Below are 12,680 nucleotides of genomic sequence, written 5' to 3' on the forward strand. Positions count from 1 at the left end.
CAAGCGCCCCGAAAGGGGCGCGGGGCCCTGCCCGTATACGGCTCCGCCGCGTCGTCGCGATCAACCACAACGGACCGCGGCCGCCGGACGACCAGCGGCCCCCTATTCAGCCGCGCCGTAAAGACGATCCCCCGCGTCCCCCAGCCCCGGCACGATGTACCCGTGCTCGTTGAGGTGGTCGTCCACAGCCGCCGTCACGACGGTCACCGGCGTCCCCGCCAGCTCCCGCTCCATGAGCTCGACCCCCTCGGGAGCCGCGAGCAGAACAACCGCCGTCACATCGTCCGCACCGCGCTTGATCAGCTCCTGGATCGCCGCGACCAGCGTGCCGCCCGTGGCCAGCATCGGGTCCAGGACGTACACCTGGCGGCCCGAGAGGTCCTCCGGCATGCGGGAGGCGTAGGTGGAGGCCTGCAGCGTCTCCTCGTTGCGGATCATGCCCAGGAAGCCCACCTCGGCGGTCGGCAGCAGCCGGACCATGCCGTCCAGCATGCCGAGGCCGGCGCGCAGGATCGGCACGACCAGCGGGCGCGGGCGGGCGAGCTTGACGCCGGTCGTCCGGGCGACCGGGGTCTGGATGTCGACGGCTTCGGTGCGCACGTCCCGCGTGGCCTCGTAGGCGAGCAGGGTGACCAGTTCGTCGGCGAGCCGGCGGAAGGTCGCGGAGTCGGTGCGCTGGTCGCGCAGCGTGGTGAGCTTGTGGGCGACCAGGGGGTGGTCGACGACGTGGAGACGCATGCCCCTAACGGTACCCGCGGCAAAACCCCGCCCGCCCCGGCGTACCCACGACCGGAACCCCCACCGCCCCGGCGTACCGCCACTGGCCCCCTCGACCCGCCCGGCGTGCCCGCGACTGAAACCCTCGGCCGCCCCGGCGCACCGAAACCCCCACCTGCCGTAGCCGCGACCGCAACCCGCACCGCCCGGCCGTACCCACAACCGCAACCCGCACCGCCCCTGCCTACCCGCCACCGAAACCCCACCTGCCCCGGCACAGCCACGACCGGCCCCCACCGCCCCGGCATACCCGCGACCGAACCCCGCCACCCACCCCGGCGCGCCCACCACCGGCACTCCTCCGGCCCTGGCGTCGACGCGGCCGTACGAGGGAAAGTGGGAGGGACGGAACTGGGGTGGTGTGACGTGCCTGGCCGGTCTGACCTTCCTGGGAACTCACCCGGGGACGCCCAGGAAACCGAGGGCGCCGGAGAGCCCGCGATACGCGGTGCGGCCGTACCGGAGACGGACGCCGAGCGTCGGCGTCGGCGCGCCCAGTTCCTGCGTGACCTCGCCGAGGCCCGTGAGCTGCGCGCCCGGGTCCAGCCGCGACGCGCCAAGGCCGCACGGCTGCGCCACGCGATGCGCATGCGGACGTTCCGCTGGTAGACCGACTGCGGGAGGAACACGCTTGGGAATCCTCTTGGCAACCCTCTGGAGCAAGAACCCGCAAGGAAGTTCTGCTGGGTGAGGAAGATCCGCGCCCACACCGGGGTTTGGCAGGTGGGGCGTGCGTGAGCGGCTGCAAAAGCCGCGTACGATCCGCAGGTGGCTGCAAGACACAGGGCGCCGAAGACGTCCCCTGAACGCCTTGTTTCTGCCACGATTCCGAGTGGGTGGGGCTCGGAGCCCAGCTCTCCCCGCCCATGTACCTCCGCCGGGGGGACCCCCAACCGGCACGCCTATGACCAGTGGGAGAGTCACGGTGTACTTCGCCGCACTGCTCGCGCGCACCGAAGACGGGTGGGAAGCGAGCGACACAGAGCTCGACGATGTGGAGACCCTGTCGGATCTTGCCGACCTGGCCCGGGAAGCCTCTCCCGAGGAGGACACGGTGCTCGTGCTGATCGAGCAGGAGGACGCGTGGTTCGGCGTCGTCCGCGTGGACGGTGAGGACGACCCGCGGATCTACGTCTCGGACGCGGCCGCCGCGCAGCGCAGCGCGTACGGCGAGCTGCTGCTCACCGACGAGTTGCTCGGCCGGGAGCCGGGCTCGGACGACGGACCCGACCTGGACTCCCTCGACCTCGACGGCACGGAGGACGGCGAGTCCGAGTCCGACGAGGACGACGAGGACGGCACCGCCGCCGACGCCGTTCCGCACAGCCCGGTGGGCGACAGCCAGATCCTCGACGACCTGGGCATCAGCGAGAAGGAGCTGCGCTCGCTGGACGCCGAGGACGCGCTGGGCACGATCGCCGAGGCCCTGGGCGCCTCGGAGGTCCTGGAGACCGTCCGCTGACGACCGAGAAGCCGTCCGCCGCACCGGACCCGGTACGCGACCGCTGGCGGGCCGCGATGCGACTCGCCCTGGCCGAGGCCGAACGGGCCGTCCGGGGCGGGGACGTCCCCGTCGGCGCCGTCGTGCTGTCCCGGGACGGAACGACGGTGCTCGCCACCGGGCACAACGAACGCGAGGCCACCGGTGATCCCACGGCCCACGCGGAGGTCCTCGCCGTCCGGCGGGCCGCCGCCCTGCTCGGGGAGTGGCGGCTGACCGGCTGCACGCTCGTGGTCACCCTGGAACCGTGCACGATGTGCGCGGGCGCGATCGTCCAGTCCCGCCTCGACCGGGTCGTCTACGGCGCCCGGGACGAGAAGGCCGGCGCGGCGGGGTCGCTGTGGGACGTGATCCGCGACCGTCGGCTCAATCACCGTCCGGAGGTCGTCGAGGGCGTCCTCGCGGCGGACTGCTCCCGGCTCCTCACCGACTTCTTCCGGGACCGGTGACGGGTCCACTGCCGGGACCGGTGCCGGGACCGGTGAATACCGATTTCGGAGCACGCCCCCCTGTGCTGTAAGGTCTCCCTCGGTAGCGTGTCCGAGCGGCCGAAGGAGCTCGCCTCGAAAGCGAGTGTGGCGCAAGTCACCGAGGGTTCAAATCCCTCCGCTACCGCTTGTGGAAGGGCCCCGTCGAGAGACGGGGCCCTTCGTGCATCCTGGGGACCGGACGCGCGGACCCGGCAAAAGACCTCCGGTGGCGGGCCGTTGGTCCTTGAAAAGGGCGTGAAGCTACACTCGCGCCCGGCAGCAGGGGCTCACAAGGCGCAAGCACAGGGGAGGCCGCGGTGGCGGTGAACGCCAAGAAGATCGCCGTATACGCACTCGTGGTCTTCGCGCTGTACGTGATCATCACGGACCCGGCCAAGGCGGCCGACTACGTCCAGATAGGCTTCGAGGGCATATCGGACGCGGCCAAGGCCATCGGCGACTTCATGACCTGGGTCGCCAACGGAGGAAAGAGCTGAGGTACACCCCATGATCCGCCACCTGGTCCTCTTCAGGCTCAACGAGGGCGTCGAGCGCGACGATCCGCGGGTCGTGGCGGGAGTGGAGGCCTTCAGGGCCCTCGGCGGCCGGATCGAGGAGCTGCGCTTCTGGGAGTGCGGCTGGAACATCAGCGACCGGCCGATCGCCTACGACTTCGCGATCAACTCGGCGGTCGAGGACGCCGACGCCCTCAAGCGCTATCTGGAGCACCCGGCCCATCAGGCGGGCGTCGCGCTGTGGCGCGAGTTCGCCACGTGGGTGATCGCGGACTACGAATTCTGACCACTTCCACCCGGGAGCCCCCTGCCGCAACGGCGGGGGGCTTTCGTGCGTCTCAGTCCCCAACTTGGTGGCGTTTGAACTCAACACGACGTTATCCGGTGCTTGCACACAGTGCACATGTCTTGTGATGCTATGACCGCTTTTGACCGATCATTGAGCGATGAAGAGGTGGCGTTGACTGTGTCGGCCAGCACTGCGCCGCCCCAGGAGGAGGCGGCCACACCCGCCCCCGCCACCACTGACGAGACCCCCGAGAAACGGCGAGGCTCCGACACCCGAGCCCTCACCCAGGTCCTCTTCGCCGAACTGAAGGAACTCACCCCGGGCACGCCGGAGCACCACCGGGTACGCGGGGCGCTGATCGAGGCGAACCTCCCGCTCGTGCGCTACGCCGCCGCCCGCTTCCGCTCCCGCAACGAGCCGATGGAGGACGTCGTCCAGGTCGGCACCATCGGCCTGATCAACGCCATCGACCGGTTCGACCCGGACCGGGGCGTGCAGTTCCCCACCTTCGCCATGCCGACCGTGGTCGGCGAGATCAAGCGCTACTTCCGGGACAACGTCCGCACCGTCCACGTGCCGCGCCGGCTGCACGAGCTGTGGGTGCAGGTCAACAGCGCCACCGAGGACCTCACCACGCTCTACGGCCGCTCCCCGACCACCGCCGAGATCGCCGAGCGGCTCAGGATCAGCGAGGACGAGGTGCTGAGCTGCATCGAGGCGGGACGCTCGTACCACGCCACCTCGCTGGAGGCCGCGCAGGAGGGCGACGGACTGCCCGGCCTGCTGGACCGGATCGGCTACGAGGACCCCGCCCTGGACGGCGTGGAACACCGCGACCTGGTCCGCCATCTCCTCGTCCAGCTACCGGAACGCGAACAGCGAATCCTTCTCCTGCGCTACTACAGCAATCTCACCCAGTCGCAGATCAGCGCGGAACTCGGCGTCTCCCAGATGCACGTATCCCGCCTCCTCGCCCGCAGTTTCCAGCGGCTGCGCTCGGCGAATCGCATCGACGCATAGAACGCCCGGGGCGGAGCACAGCGGGCGCACGGAAGCACGCCCGGGATCACCCCCTGCATCGCAAACCCGATCGATGCCTCACCATCGAGAGCGAATCGCTCACCAGCACAGATGCCGACAGTTGCGCCCTTAAAGAGTGTCAGACCCCGTCTTTCCAGGGCCGATTCACTTCTCACATGTCGACATGTCACTACAGCGTGTTGCCGACATGTGACATTCTGCGGGAGACGCGTTTGCCGGGCCTTCGGCGCCGGTATTCAGGTGAAGGCTGCGTTGCTCGTCAAGACGGCGCCGCCACGACCGTCCCGCGACCCAAAGGGGGTGGCATGTCCGCAGACCAGGGCAGCTCGAAGGTGCTGACGCCCGCGCCGAGCGAGGCAGCGCCCAAGGAGCTCGACGCACTCGACGTCCTCGACGGCATCGAGGGCGTCACGGCCCTCGACGCCGTGCCGGCCCCGACCGCTCCGGCGGCCGCCGACCTCCCGGCTCCGCCGGCCTCCGGGGACATCGACACCCGGACCCTGTCCCGCTCCCTGTTCCTGCGGCTCGCCGCGCTGGACGAGGACAGCCCCGAGCGGGCCTATGTCCGGGACACCCTGATCGAGCTGAACCTGCCGCTGGTCCGCTACGCGGCCGCGCGCTTCCGCTCCCGCAACGAGCCGATGGAGGACATCGTCCAGGTCGGCACCATCGGCCTGATCAAGGCGATCGACCGCTTCGACTGCGAACGGGGCGTGGAGTTCCCGACTTTCGCCATGCCCACGGTGGTCGGCGAGATCAAGCGCTTCTTCCGGGACACGTCCTGGTCGGTGCGCGTCCCGCGCCGCCTGCAGGAGCTGCGCCTGGCCCTCACCAAGGCGAGCGACGAGCTGTCCCAGAAGCTGGACCGCTCCCCGACGGTCACCGAGCTGGCGGCTGTGCTCGGCGTCTCCGAGGAGGACGTGGTCGACGGCCTCGCGGTCGGCAACGCCTACACCGCCTCCTCCCTCGACTCCCCGGCCCCCGAGGACGACGGCGGCGAGGGCTCGCTCGCCGACCGGCTCGGCTACGAGGACACGGCCCTGGAGGGCGTGGAGTACCGCGAGTCGCTCAAGCCCCTGCTGGCCAAGCTCCCGCCCCGGGAGCGCCGGATCATCATGCTCCGCTTCTTCGCCAACATGACCCAGTCCCAGATCGGCGAGGAGGTCGGCATCTCCCAGATGCACGTCTCGCGCCTGCTGACCCGGACGCTGGCGCAGCTGCGGGAGGGCTTGATCTCGGACTGAGGGTTCGTCCGGGAGCCCCGTTCAGGCCTGCGCGAGGGTTCCCATCTGACGTGGTGTCAGCCACCATGGCCCGATGCTGCGTACGACGACATGGACTCATGGCCGCCGGGGCGCCGTTACGGCAGCGTCGGCGGCCGTCGTCGTCCTGGGCGGGGTGCTGGCCGCGTGCGGGGCGCACGGCCCGGGCGGCGGATATGTCGCGGTCGGCTCGGGGCAGCGCGTGCCGGGCTCCGTCACCCCGACGGGATCGGTGACGCTGGTGCCGCTCGACGGAGGGAAGAACACGAGCGGGGGCGGCCGTACATCCCCTGGCGACGCCGCGGCTTCGGGCGGCACAAGTGCCTCGGGCAGCCCGGACGCTCCGGAGCGGACCGCAACCGGCCCCGGCGGTGACGGCTCCCCCGCCACCCCCGGCCCGACCGGCACGGGCGGTCGTACGACACCGCCCGCCACCTCGCCCGCCCCGGCCCCCAGCCCCGGCCGCAGCAAGGCGCCCACACCCGCCGACCTCTCCTGGGGCGACCCCACGACAGAGCCGGCGGATCAGCGCTGGTGCCAGAAGGTGACCGTCGGCTTCGAGAACTCCGGGGGCACGGCCGTGCGTTCGGGATCGGTGACCTTCGGGACGCACGTCATCGGCGCGCTCGGTATCGACTGGGGGACGGTCGACTCGACGGTGGACCTCCCGGTGCCGATCGCGCCGGGCGCGCACGAGGACCACACCTGGACGGTGTGCGTCGACGCCTGGCGCGTGCCGCTCGGCATGCACATCGAGACGCGGGACGTGTCCGTCCGGTGGAAGTGATCGCCGGAAGCCGGTCCTACTTCATCGCCAGCCAGGCGACACCGGCCACCACGGCGATGGCCACGATGACGCCGATGATCAGGCCGATGCGCGGGCCGGAGGGGGCCGCGGCCTGCTGCTGGCGGCCCTGGGGGGCCTCGTCGACGAACGCGCGGAACATCTGGGTGCTGCCGGCGGGGTCGTAATTGCCCTGGGGGCCCTGGGTGTTAGCCATGGCCCGAGACCTTAGCGAAGACGGGCCGGGCCGCCCAAGTGGGGGGCCACCGGGACAGAGGGGGGCACCTCACCCGCACCGACCTGCATATTTACGGATGCAATACTTGCCTTTGCCAAGTTTTTACGCCGCCGGACCCCTCGTTTATTTGCCTGCAGCAACCAAACACGCCTATGGTTGCCTCAAGCAACGAACACGGGAGGTGTGATGGCCGAGCAGGCGCAGTTCGAAGAGCTGGCACGTCAGCTCAGCGCCGTCGGAGCCGTGAAACGGGACATGGGCCGGATCCTGCCGCCCGACTGTCCGGCCGGCTCGGCCGCCGTGCTGACTCTGCTCGGCCGCCACGAAGACATGCGCATGAGCAAGCTCGCCGAGCTGCTCGCCGTGGACATGTCGGTCACCAGCCGCCATGTCGCGCACGTCGCCGCACGCGGCTGGATCGAGCGGCACCCGGACCCCGCGGACAAGCGCTCGCGCATCCTGCGCCTGACGCCCACGGGCCTGGAGCAGCTGCACGAGCTGTCCCGGCGGACCACGCATCTGCTCGCCGAACGGCTCGCCGACTGGACCGACGACGAGGTCGCCCAGCTGATCCGGCTGATGACCCGCCTGCGCGCGTCCTTCGGCGACTGCCGGTCCGTCCCGGTCCGGCTCCCCGCGCCCGCGGTCCAGGAGAGCACTCCCGTGGTCGAAGAGACCACCCGTACACCCGCAAACTCGTAGGAAAAGGAAGCCCATGGCAACGACCACACCAGCCGGTGTGCGGGCTCACGCCAAGCACGGGGGAGGCGCGGACGCCAACGCCCCGATGACGCACCGGCAGATCATGGAGGCCCTGTCCGGGCTGCTGCTCGGCATGTTCGTGGCGATCCTGTCGTCCACGATCGTCTCCAACGCCCTGCCGCACATCATCGGGGACCTCGGCGGCGGCCAGTCCGCCTACACCTGGGTGGTCACCGCCGCCCTGCTGTCGATGACCGCGGCCACTCCCCTGTGGGGCAAGCTCGCCGACCTGTACAGCAAGAAGGCTCTCGTCCAGATAGCCCTGATCATCTACGTCGTCGCCTCGATGGCGGCCGGCCTGTCGCAGAACCCCGCCATGCTGATCGCCTGCCGTGTGGTGCAGGGCATCGGCGTCGGCGGCCTGTCCGCCCTGGCGCAGATCGTCATGGCGGCGATGATCGCCCCGCGTGAGCGCGGCCGTTACTCCGGCTATCTGGGCGCCACCTTCGCCGTCGCCACCGTCGGCGGCCCGCTGCTCGGCGGTGTCATCACCGACACCTCCTGGCTGGGCTGGCGCTGGTGCTTCTACGTCGGTGTCCCCTTCGCGGTCATCGCGCTGATCGTGCTGCAGAAGACCCTGCACCTGCCCGTGGTCAAGCGGGAGGTCAAGGTCGACTGGGGCGGCGCCACCCTCATCTCCGCCGCCGTCTCCCTGCTGCTGATCTGGGTCACCTTCGCCGGGGACAAGTACGACTGGATCTCCTGGCAGACCTACGCGATGGTCGGCGGTTCGATCGTCCTCGGCGCGCTCTTCGTGCTCGTCGAGGCCAAGGCAAGCGAGCCGATCATCCCGCTGCGCCTGTTCAAGAACCGCACCATCACGCTGGCGTCGCTGGCCTCGCTGTTCGTCGGTATCGCGATGTTCACCGGCACCGTGTTCTTCAGCCAGTACTTCCAGCTGGCCCGCGACAAGTCCCCGACGATGTCGGGCGTCATGACCATCCCGATGATCGGCGGTCTGTTCGTCTCCTCGACCGTCTCGGGTCAGTTCATCACCCGCACCGGCCGCTGGAAGGCGTGGCTGGTCAGCGGTGGCGTCCTGGTCACGGCCGGCCTGGTGCTGCTCGGCGGCATCCGGTACGACACCGAGTACTGGAAGATGGCCATCTTCATGGCGCTGCTGGGTCTCGGCATCGGCATGATGATGCAGAACCTGGTCCTCGCCACGCAGAACCAGGTGGCCCCCTCCGACCTGGGCTCGGCCAGCTCCACGGTCACCTTCTTCCGCTCCCTCGGCGGCGCGGTCGGCGTCTCCGCGCTGGGTGCGGTGATGTCCCGCCGGATCACGCACTACGTCCAGGACGGCGTGTCCGCCCTGAGCCCCAAGTACCGGGCGGCCCTGGCCGGCAGCTCGGGCTCGACCGACAGCATCCCGGACATGAACAAGCTCCCGGCGCCCATCCGGACGCTGCTGGAGAGCGCCTACGGCCACGGCATCGCCGATGTCTTCTTCATCGCCGGCTGCCTCGCCGCCGTCGCCTTCCTGATCACGCTGTTCATCAAGGAGGTCCCGCTGAGGACCAAGGGCGCCCTCGCGCAGGCCGCCGAGGGCGAGGCCCGCGTGGCCGACCCGACCGCCGCCCCCGTCGAGACCACCCTGGAGAACGCCGTGCAGGAACCCGCCGAGGAGAAGAAGGTGCCCAGCTGGGCCGAGCCCGTCGTCTCGGCGGACCGCTTCCAGGACGCGGCGTCGACCGCGACCGCCACCCGGCAGCTGACCGCCGTCGCCACGATCGCCGAGCCCGGCACGGGCGCGGGCGGCGGCACCCCGGTGCACGGCTTCGTCCGCGGCGCCGAGAGCGCCCCGGTCCCACAGGCGGCGGTCACCCTGATCTCGCTGTCCGGCCGCCAGCTGGGCCGCGCGGTCGCCCAGGCCGACGGCTCCTACTCCGTCGACGCCCCAGGCACCGGGTCGTACGTCCTGATCGCCTCCGCCGACGGCTACCAGCCGCAGGCCTCCACCGTCGTGGTGGGCGAGGAGCCGTTGTCGTACGACATCCTGCTCAGCGGCACCAGCGGGCTGACCGGTGTGGTCCGGGCCGCGGGGAGCGCGCTGCCCGTCAAGGACGCCATGGTGATCGTCACCGACGTGCGCGGCGACCTGCTGGCCACCGCCGCCACCGGCGAGCAGGGCGACTTCGCCTTCACCGACCTGGTGCCCGGCACGGTGACCATGGCGGTCAACGCGAGCGGGTTCCGGCCGCGCGCCGTGCCCGTCGAGATCGGCGGCACCGGCCTCACCCGGATCGAGATCGACCTCGACGCCGGCGCCCGCCTCCAGGGTGTCGTCAGGGCCCCGCACGGTCCGCTGGCCGACGCCCGCGTGACCCTCGTCGACCAGGCGGGCAACGTGGTCGGCACCGCCACCACCGGCGTGGACGGCGCGTACGCCTTCACGGACCTGGACAGCGGCGAGTACACCGTCATCGCGACGGGCTACCCGCCGGCGGCGACGGCCCTGACCGTGGCCGGCGCCGGAGTGGACGGCCACGACATCGAACTCGCCCACCCCGGCGAGTAGTTCGGCCCACGGCCCGTGGTGCGCGCCGCCGCAGAGTGGACGGCGCGCACCACGGGCCGATTCGATATGACCAATGTGTAAGGCTTTGCAGGGAGAAAACGGGATGGGACTGACCGCGAAGATCCGCACGCGGGACGGGTGGGCCGTGTCGCACGCGGTCGTCACGGTGACCGACATGACCGGTACGCAGGTGCTGCGCGCCGAGGCGGACGCCGAGGGAGCCGTACGGGATGCCACCGAGCTGGCGCCGGGGGCGTACACGGTGATCGTGACGGCCGTCGGATACGCGCCCGTGGCCTCCTCCGCGATCGTCACCGCCAGCGGCCGGGCCGAGGTCGGCACGGTCACACTGGCCCGGCAGGGCGGCACGGAGCTGCCGCCGCCCGGGCCCTGGACCATCGACCCGGTGCACTCCTCCGTCGCCGCGGTCGCCCAGCACCTGGGGATCTCCAGCGTGCACGGGCGGTTCACGGAGTTCGGCGGCACGATCGAGATCGCACCGGACGACGTCACCAAGTCCCGCGTGGAGGCGGTGATCAAGGCCGCGTCCATCGACACGGGCAACGGCATGCGCGACGGGCACCTGAAGTCCGCGGACTTCCTCGACGTCGAGCAGCACCCGGAGATCACCTACCGGTCCACCGGGCTGACGGCGGCCGGCTCGGACCGCTGGACCGTCCACGGCGAACTGTCCATGCACGGGGTGGTACGCCCCGTCGACCTGGACCTCGCCTACCTCGGCACCGGCGCCGACCCCTGGGGCGGCACCCGGGCCGCGTTCCGCGCGACCGCCGAACTGCACCGCGAGGACTTCGCGATGAACTACAACCAGGTTCTCCAGGCGGGCATCGCGGCGATCGGTACGACGCTGAAGGTGGAGCTGGACATCCAGGCGGTGCAGGGCGACACGCTGCCCCAGGCGTAGGCACCGCAGGGTCAGCCACAGGGGCGCACACTGCCCCTAGGCTGCCCCCATGGCACCGAACATCGCTACCAACACCCGTGTATCGCTGAACGAGCTGCTGGACTTCGTACGGCCCCGCCACCGCGCCCTGCTGATCACCCGCCGCGCCGACGGCGGACCGCAGGCCTCCCCGCTGACCTGCGGGGTGGACGACTCGGGTCGGATCGTCGTCTCCACCTACCCCGAACGGGCCAAGACCCGCAACGCCAAGCGGGATCCCCGGGTCAGCCTGCTCGTCCTGAGCGACGAATGGAACGGCCCCTGGGTCCAGATCGACGGCACGGCCGAGGTCATCGACACGCCGGAATCGGTGGAACCACTGGTCGAGTACTACCGCAACATCGCCGGCGAACACCCCGACTGGGACGAGTACCGAGAGGCCATGGTCAAGCAGGGCAAGTCCATCATCCGGGTCACACCGGAGCGCTGGGGCCCGGTGGCCACGGGGGGATTTCCGGCACGGCTGGCATCCGGCGGGGAGTGAACACCGGCCCGCCGGAACCGACGGACGGAGTCCGGCCCAGCGCCTCGAAGCCTGCGAAGCAGTGCGAGGGGCGCAGGCAAGAAGGGGCCCGAGAGGCCATGGTCAAGCAGGGCAAGTCCATCATCCGGGTCACACCGGAGCGCTGGGGCCCGGTGGCCACGGGGGGATTTCCGGCACGGCTGGCATCCGGCGGGGAGTGAACACCGGCCCGCCGGAATGTGGGGGCCGGTGGTGACCGGAGGGTTTGCGCACGGCTGGTGGCGGACGAGGGGTAGGTGGGGGTCAGCCTCGGTCGACCATCGTCTCGATGCCGGCGATCAGCAGGTCCAGGGCGAAGGTGAAGTCCCGGTCCATCATGTCGGCGACCGTGTCACCGCCTCGGGCCGCCATGAGGTCCTTCGACTCCTCGACGACCTCGGCGGTCGCCGGGGCCTCGGTCACCATGGCCATGGCCTGCTCGTAGTACTCGTCGGGGCTCAGCCCGGTGTCCGCGATCCGGGCGAAGAAGTGGCCCTCGATCGTGCCGAAGCCGTACACGAACTGGAAGACCGCCGAGATCGCCCCCGTCACCCCGTGCGCCGGCAGCCCCGCCCGGCGCACGACCCGCTGGACCGCGCGGGAGAACGCCAGCGCGTTCGGGCCGATGTTGAGGTAGCGCCCCGCCAGCGGCGACAGCCAGGGGTGGCGCACCAGCAGCGCCCGGTACTCGACGGCCAGCCCGCGCAGCTGCTCGCGCCAGTCCTCACCCCCGGCGTCCGGATCCGGCAGCCGCAGCTCTCCGAAGGCCGCGTCCAGGGCGAGTTCGAGCAGGTCGTCCTTGGTGTCGACGTACCAGTACAGGGACATCGCGGTGACATGCAGCTCCGCCGCCAGCCGCCGCATGGAGAACTTCGCCAGCCCCTCGGCGTCCAGCAGTCGTACGGACGCGTCGGTGATCCGCGTCCGGTCGAGCCCGGAGGGCTGGCCGCCGCCGCGACCGCTCCGTCGGGCCTTGTCCTCCAGCCACACACTGGCCCGCGCCGACCGACCTGCGTCCTTCACCACGGGCGCACCTTTCTCGATTCCGCCCACT

General features: G+C 70.8%; 15 protein-coding genes, 1 tRNA gene and 1 pseudogene. 14 read left to right on the forward strand and 3 right to left on the reverse strand.

Annotated elements, in window-relative coordinates:
* Positions 1-102: 102 nt before the first annotated feature.
* A complete protein-coding gene (upp, locus tag SRB17_RS18450; RefSeq protein ID WP_069783726.1) occupies positions 103-738 on the reverse strand; it encodes a uracil phosphoribosyltransferase in 636 nt (211 codons plus the stop codon).
* A 405-nt stretch (positions 739-1,143) separates the two neighbouring features.
* Between upp and SRB17_RS18455 the strand changes: the two genes are divergently transcribed.
* The 9 genes from SRB17_RS18455 to SRB17_RS18495 all read left to right on the forward strand — a co-directional run bounded on the left by SRB17_RS18455 (position 1,144) and on the right by SRB17_RS18495 (position 6,642).
* A complete protein-coding gene (locus SRB17_RS18455; protein WP_323376053.1) occupies positions 1,144-1,386 on the forward strand; it encodes a hypothetical protein in 243 nt (80 codons plus the stop codon).
* Between the two features lie 316 nt (positions 1,387-1,702).
* A complete protein-coding gene (locus SRB17_RS18460; RefSeq protein ID WP_323376038.1) occupies positions 1,703-2,239 on the forward strand; it encodes a hypothetical protein in 537 nt (178 codons plus the stop codon).
* A gap of 56 nt (positions 2,240-2,295) precedes the next feature.
* A complete protein-coding gene (gene tadA / locus SRB17_RS18465; RefSeq protein ID WP_228396132.1) occupies positions 2,296-2,727 on the forward strand; it encodes a tRNA adenosine(34) deaminase TadA in 432 nt (143 codons plus the stop codon).
* A gap of 81 nt (positions 2,728-2,808) precedes the next feature.
* Positions 2,809-2,893: transfer RNA gene (locus SRB17_RS18470), tRNA-Ser, on the forward strand.
* Positions 2,894-3,065: 172 nt separating this feature from the next.
* Positions 3,066-3,245 carry a hypothetical protein gene (locus tag SRB17_RS18475; protein WP_153540120.1) on the forward strand — a complete coding sequence of 60 codons (180 nt, stop codon included), beginning with the start codon at positions 3,066-3,068 and terminating at the stop codon, positions 3,243-3,245.
* Between the two features lie 10 nt (positions 3,246-3,255).
* Complete coding sequence (locus SRB17_RS18480; RefSeq protein WP_153540122.1) at positions 3,256-3,549, forward strand: Dabb family protein; 294 nt, start codon at positions 3,256-3,258, stop codon at positions 3,547-3,549.
* A 132-nt stretch (positions 3,550-3,681) separates the two neighbouring features.
* Entirely contained in the window at positions 3,682-4,572 is an 891-nt protein-coding gene (locus SRB17_RS18485; RefSeq protein WP_153540125.1) for an RNA polymerase sigma factor SigF, read from the forward strand.
* 326 nt (positions 4,573-4,898) lie between these two features.
* Positions 4,899-5,837 (forward strand): RNA polymerase sigma factor SigF, encoded by a 939-nt coding sequence (locus tag SRB17_RS18490; RefSeq protein WP_153540127.1) that lies wholly within the window; start codon positions 4,899-4,901, stop codon positions 5,835-5,837.
* Positions 5,838-5,910: 73 nt separating this feature from the next.
* Positions 5,911-6,642 (forward strand): hypothetical protein, encoded by a 732-nt coding sequence (locus tag SRB17_RS18495; protein WP_153540130.1) that lies wholly within the window; start codon positions 5,911-5,913, stop codon positions 6,640-6,642.
* Positions 6,643-6,658: 16 nt separating this feature from the next.
* On the opposite strand, the gene SRB17_RS18500 is transcribed toward SRB17_RS18495, so the two are convergent.
* Positions 6,659-6,856, reverse strand: coding sequence for a hypothetical protein (locus SRB17_RS18500; RefSeq protein ID WP_153540132.1), 198 nt, complete (start codon positions 6,854-6,856; stop codon positions 6,659-6,661).
* A gap of 207 nt (positions 6,857-7,063) precedes the next feature.
* On the opposite strand from SRB17_RS18500, the gene SRB17_RS18505 reads away from it, so the two are divergent.
* The 5 genes and pseudogenes from SRB17_RS18505 to SRB17_RS46390 form a co-directional block, all read left to right on the forward strand.
* Positions 7,064-7,579 (forward strand): MarR family winged helix-turn-helix transcriptional regulator, encoded by a 516-nt coding sequence (locus SRB17_RS18505; RefSeq protein ID WP_153540134.1) that lies wholly within the window; start codon positions 7,064-7,066, stop codon positions 7,577-7,579.
* A gap of 13 nt (positions 7,580-7,592) precedes the next feature.
* The gene (locus SRB17_RS18510) at positions 7,593-10,160 is read left to right on the forward strand and encodes an MFS transporter (protein WP_153540136.1); all 2,568 of its coding nucleotides are present in this window, start codon (positions 7,593-7,595) and stop codon (positions 10,158-10,160) included.
* A 103-nt stretch (positions 10,161-10,263) separates the two neighbouring features.
* Positions 10,264-11,085: a YceI family protein gene (locus SRB17_RS18515; protein WP_153540138.1), complete on the forward strand. Its 822-nt coding sequence runs from the start codon at positions 10,264-10,266 to the stop codon at positions 11,083-11,085.
* 49 nt (positions 11,086-11,134) lie between these two features.
* Positions 11,135-11,608, forward strand: coding sequence for a PPOX class F420-dependent oxidoreductase (locus SRB17_RS18520; RefSeq protein ID WP_153540140.1), 474 nt, complete (start codon positions 11,135-11,137; stop codon positions 11,606-11,608).
* A gap of 89 nt (positions 11,609-11,697) precedes the next feature.
* Positions 11,698-11,808 (forward strand): annotated as a pseudogene (locus SRB17_RS46390) (PPOX class F420-dependent oxidoreductase); the annotation flags it as partial.
* 82 nt (positions 11,809-11,890) lie between these two features.
* On the opposite strand, the gene SRB17_RS18530 reads toward SRB17_RS46390, so the two are convergent.
* Positions 11,891-12,652, reverse strand: coding sequence for a TetR/AcrR family transcriptional regulator (locus SRB17_RS18530; RefSeq protein ID WP_323375868.1), 762 nt, complete (start codon positions 12,650-12,652; stop codon positions 11,891-11,893).
* Between the last annotated feature and the right edge of the window lie 28 nt (positions 12,653-12,680).

The organism is Streptomyces sp. RB17 (assembly GCF_009604455.1).
In the GTDB taxonomy this organism is placed as follows: Bacteria; Actinomycetota; Actinomycetes; order Streptomycetales; family Streptomycetaceae; genus Streptomyces.

What these genes read in the sequence shown, in the direction of transcription:
- upp (WP_069783726.1), bottom strand. Translation starts at nt 738, where the DNA reads ATGCGTCTCCACGTCGTCGACCACCCCCTGGTCGCCCACAAGCTCACC.
- tadA (WP_228396132.1), top strand. Translation starts at nt 2,296, where the DNA reads ATGCGACTCGCCCTGGCCGAGGCCGAACGGGCCGTCCGGGGCGGGGAC.
- SRB17_RS18480 (WP_153540122.1), top strand. Translation starts at nt 3,256, where the DNA reads ATGATCCGCCACCTGGTCCTCTTCAGGCTCAACGAGGGCGTCGAGCGC.
- SRB17_RS18485 (WP_153540125.1), top strand. Translation starts at nt 3,682, where the DNA reads ATGACCGCTTTTGACCGATCATTGAGCGATGAAGAGGTGGCGTTGACT.
- SRB17_RS18490 (WP_153540127.1), top strand. Translation starts at nt 4,899, where the DNA reads ATGTCCGCAGACCAGGGCAGCTCGAAGGTGCTGACGCCCGCGCCGAGC.
- SRB17_RS18495 (WP_153540130.1), top strand. Translation starts at nt 5,911, where the DNA reads ATGCTGCGTACGACGACATGGACTCATGGCCGCCGGGGCGCCGTTACG.
- SRB17_RS18500 (WP_153540132.1), bottom strand. Translation starts at nt 6,856, where the DNA reads ATGGCTAACACCCAGGGCCCCCAGGGCAATTACGACCCCGCCGGCAGC.
- SRB17_RS18505 (WP_153540134.1), top strand. Translation starts at nt 7,064, where the DNA reads ATGGCCGAGCAGGCGCAGTTCGAAGAGCTGGCACGTCAGCTCAGCGCC.
- SRB17_RS18510 (WP_153540136.1), top strand. Translation starts at nt 7,593, where the DNA reads ATGGCAACGACCACACCAGCCGGTGTGCGGGCTCACGCCAAGCACGGG.
- SRB17_RS18515 (WP_153540138.1), top strand. Translation starts at nt 10,264, where the DNA reads ATGGGACTGACCGCGAAGATCCGCACGCGGGACGGGTGGGCCGTGTCG.
- SRB17_RS18520 (WP_153540140.1), top strand. Translation starts at nt 11,135, where the DNA reads ATGGCACCGAACATCGCTACCAACACCCGTGTATCGCTGAACGAGCTG.